Source organism: Microcystis sp. M113S1 (assembly GCF_020246945.1).
In the GTDB taxonomy this organism is placed as follows: domain Bacteria; phylum Cyanobacteriota; class Cyanobacteriia; order Cyanobacteriales; family Microcystaceae; genus Microcystis.
This window is the reverse complement of sequence record NZ_JADBSA010000361.1, coordinates 1-3,621: the sequence shown is the minus strand read 5'-3', so window position 1 is coordinate 3,621 and position 3,621 is coordinate 1. Positions and strand designations below refer to the sequence as shown.

Genomic DNA, 3,621 nt, shown 5'->3' with positions numbered 1-3,621 from the left:
GCCGAATTTGAAGTCTTTTCTGAACGAAACCCCCTACTATCTGTGGTCAAGGTTCAGTTTTTAGCTTGGTTATCGCTTTTTCCATTGTAGCTTAAAGCCGTCGTAAAACGACGGGGTTTTAACCCAAATTTTCGATAAAAACCACTCCAGACACAACGGTTAGGAACTTTTTCTACATACATGACCACCATTCCACGGGTACAGCAAGAAAAGTTAACGGGTCTATCTATTGCTGGATAAGGGTTTTTGGCTCTTGTAGTAGATATGTATGGGGGAAGTTCAGGTATTTTAGGTGGGAATTGGTTCACCCGGACGCAAACTAGACCATTTACCAGTTTCCCGTAAAAAGCTGTCACAACCCACCACATCCCACTCCATTTCGATATAATCTTCCTTGGTGCGAATGTTAACGTTAATAGAAGGGTTCTTCGCTTCAAAGTCCGGTGTCTCGGTGAGATGACGTTCCTGATGTTGTGTTTCTACGGCATGATAGGTGAGACAGCGATCAACAAAATAGCAGTTAATACAAATACACATAAGTTTAACTCTATAAGTCTTTTCCGTTAATCTAGCTCAGTCTCTCCCCAAATGGGGCCGGTCAAAATTATATTTTTGTAAACTGCTCTTGTCGATGTCTTGTCAAAAAAACCTAAATAGTTTAGTTAAAGAAGTTTTTGCGATTAATCAGGAAGAATTGCCAGAAAATGCTTATTTAGTCGGTGGTGCTGTGCGAGACGCTTTATTAAACCGTCAGAAAGACTATATTGACCTAGATTTTGTGGTTCCCGAAAAAGCGATCGAAATTGCTCAAACTATTGCCCATCAGTATAAAGCCGGTTTTGTGGTTTTAGATGCCGTTCGTCAAATTGCTCGCGTCGTTTTTCCGCAGGGTACGCTTGATTTCGCACAACAGGAGGGAGAATCTCTAGAAATAGACCTAAAAAGACGGGATTTCACCGTTAATGCTCTCGCTTATAATCTCCAAACCCAAGAAATTTTCGATCCTTTAGGGGGATTAAAAGATTTAGGCTGCCAATCTCTGCGGATGATTTCCCGGGAAAATCTCCAAAATGATCCCCTAAGATTATTAAGGGCCTATCGACAAGCGGCTCAATTAGACTTTGAGATCGAACCCCATACCCGTGTAACTATTCGTTCTCTTGCCCCTTTATTGCGCCTTGTAGCCGCCGAAAGGGTACAATCCGAGCTAAACTACCTTTTGCTCAATTCCCGTGGCAATAAATGGCTAAAAAGTGCCTGGGAAGATGGCTTATTATCTCTCTGGTTGCGTCGGATTACCCCCGCAAAAATGGGACGAGTTATGGGGGTGGAAGCGGCAGCGGGATTTTTAGAATCTTTGTTACCAGAAAAATTTATCTTTTCCCCTTCTCAGTTACAGTTGACAAAATTAGCCCTATTGGTATCGGATATTTTAGCAGAAGCGGAAAAAGAACTAATCAATCTCAAGTATTCCCGTGGGGAAATTCGCACGGTAATCACGGCAATTAAGTCTTTACCCCCCCTCAAGGAGGCAGACAATTTAAGTCTGCGGGAACAGTATTTTATTTATCTAAATACGGGAAAAGTATTTCCTGTCTTTGCTCTTTTTGCTTTATCGATGGGGATTAACAAAAATATCGTCGCTTCTCTGTTTACTTCCTATCTCGATCCCCATAATATTATCGCCCATCCCCGACCTTTATTAAGGGGCGATGATTTAATCAACCATTTACACCTGAAACCTAGTCCGATTATCGGTAAGTTATTAACCGAGGTACAAATTGCCCAAATTGAAGGCAAAGTTACAGTTTTTCAGGAGGCGATCGATTTTGCTAAAAAGTTATTATAAGTGTTTGGAGAACAGAGAAGTGAGGCTCTGTTCCCTATTGATACCCGTCGCTGGGAACTAATTTTTCGATCGAATTTTAAACAAAAACACGATGCTGCAGGGAAGGCATTTGTCGTCGCACTTGTTGCAGACGTTGGGGATTAATTTCGGCAATTGCCACTCCCGCTTCTTCCCCCGCGTCAGCTAAAACCACACCCCAAGGATCGATAATCATAGCGTGACCGTGGGTGTAACGGCGCTCGTAATTATTGCCCGTTTGAGCGGGGGCTATTATATAACAAGTATTCTCGATCGCTCGCGCTTGTAACAAAACTTTCCAATGATCTTTCCCTGTAAAAGCTGTAAACGCCGCGGGGACAAATAAAACATCGGCTCCTTGCCGCGATAAATAGCGATAGAGTTCGGGAAAACGCACATCATAGCAAATCGAGAGGCCAATTTTTCCCAAGCTATCGGAGCCATAAATTGGCGGTAAATCGATCCCTGCCATGACTGTACTCGATTCCTGATAGGTGTTACCATCCGGGACATTGACATCAAAGAGATGGACTTTTTGATAACGGGCTAATTCCGCACCGTTGCCATCGACTAAAATAGCCGTATTATAAGCTTTATCGGCAATACCCGTCACTGGCACGGGAAAACCACCCCCTAAAATGGTCACTTGAAACCGTTGGGCCATGGTGCGGAGGAATTGATCGGCTTTGAGAGCAATAGTCTCGGCCTGGGCGATTTTATCGGTTTCTCCCCCCATAAAGGCGAAATTTTCCGGTAAACCGATTAATTCCGCCCCTTTACCCACGGCAAGTTCGATCAATTCTTCAGCGGCAGCGAGATTTTTCTCTAAATCCGGCTGACTGGTCATTTGAATAGCGGCGGCGAGATAGGATTTCATGGGGTTGAAGCTCTAGAATCAGATAATCTCTGTAAAATTAATCATAACCTTCGATTATATCCAATTTCAGATATTTTGTCACCCCATGAGTAAAATTGTTTTCTGTGACTTTGATGGCACTATTACCGCCGTGGAAACTTTTGCGGGTATGCTCAAAGAATTCGCCCCCGATTTATCGGCTCAGATTATGCCCCAAATGTACGCCCGTACTCTCAGTCTGCGCCGGGGTGTCCGTCAACTGTTAGAGTCGATACCGAGCCAAAAGTACGCCGATATTCTCGCCTATGCCGAAAGCAAGCCAATTCGCCCCGGATTAGCCGAATTCCTCGCTTTTTTACAGGAGCGAGCCATCCCTTTTATGATTATCTCCGGTGGTATCCAAGGCATGATTGAAACGGTCTTAAAACGCGAGGGACTATTAGATAAGGTAACGGCAATTTATGGGGTAAATCTTCATACTCAGGGGGAATATCTGCAAGTTCACTCCGATTGGGAAAATGAGACAGAATTAGTGGCTAAAGCCTTGATTATGGCCAAATATTCAGGAGTAGAAACTATTGCGATCGGTGATTCCGTTACCGATATTACCATGGCTAGAAGGGCCGATCTAGTTTTTGCTAGGGATCGTTTAATCGATTATCTGCAAGCGGAAAATCAACCTTATATTCCTTGGGATAACTTTTTTGAGATTCGTGAATATCTGTTATTGAGAGATTAGACAAAATCGGCTCTTCAATTGGCTCTTCGGTAATTGTTATGCAAATAATTAACTGAAAATAAAATTAGATAAGAGAGCCTACGCCCAAAAGTAGCTGAAATTCATATAAAGAAGGACTTAAGGCACAAATAGGTTAATACCAAAAGATAGACAATTGAG

Annotated in this window: 4 protein-coding genes; 2 read left to right on the top strand and 2 right to left on the bottom strand. The window is 43.0% G+C overall.

The window, feature by feature from the left end:
- Positions 1–288 precede the first annotated feature (288 nt).
- A complete protein-coding gene (locus IM319_RS18335) occupies positions 289–537 on the bottom strand; it encodes a Ycf34 family protein (protein ID WP_002745598.1) in 249 nt (82 codons plus the stop codon).
- Positions 538–631: 94 nt separating this feature from the next.
- Here IM319_RS18335 and IM319_RS18330 point away from each other — a divergent pair, with 94 nt between their 5' ends.
- On the top strand, positions 632–1,849 hold the full coding sequence (locus IM319_RS18330) for a CCA tRNA nucleotidyltransferase (protein WP_287736512.1): 1,218 nt from the start codon (positions 632–634) through the stop codon (positions 1,847–1,849).
- 76 nt (positions 1,850–1,925) lie between these two features.
- On the opposite strand, the gene IM319_RS18325 is transcribed toward IM319_RS18330, so the two are convergent.
- Complete coding sequence (locus tag IM319_RS18325) at positions 1,926–2,744, bottom strand: carbon-nitrogen hydrolase family protein (protein ID WP_287736511.1); 819 nt, start codon at positions 2,742–2,744, stop codon at positions 1,926–1,928.
- A gap of 85 nt (positions 2,745–2,829) precedes the next feature.
- Between IM319_RS18325 and IM319_RS18320 the strand changes: the two genes are divergently transcribed.
- Positions 2,830–3,462: an HAD-IB family phosphatase gene (locus IM319_RS18320; RefSeq protein WP_287736510.1), complete on the top strand. Its 633-nt coding sequence runs from the start codon at positions 2,830–2,832 to the stop codon at positions 3,460–3,462.
- Positions 3,463–3,621: the final 159 nt, after the last annotated feature.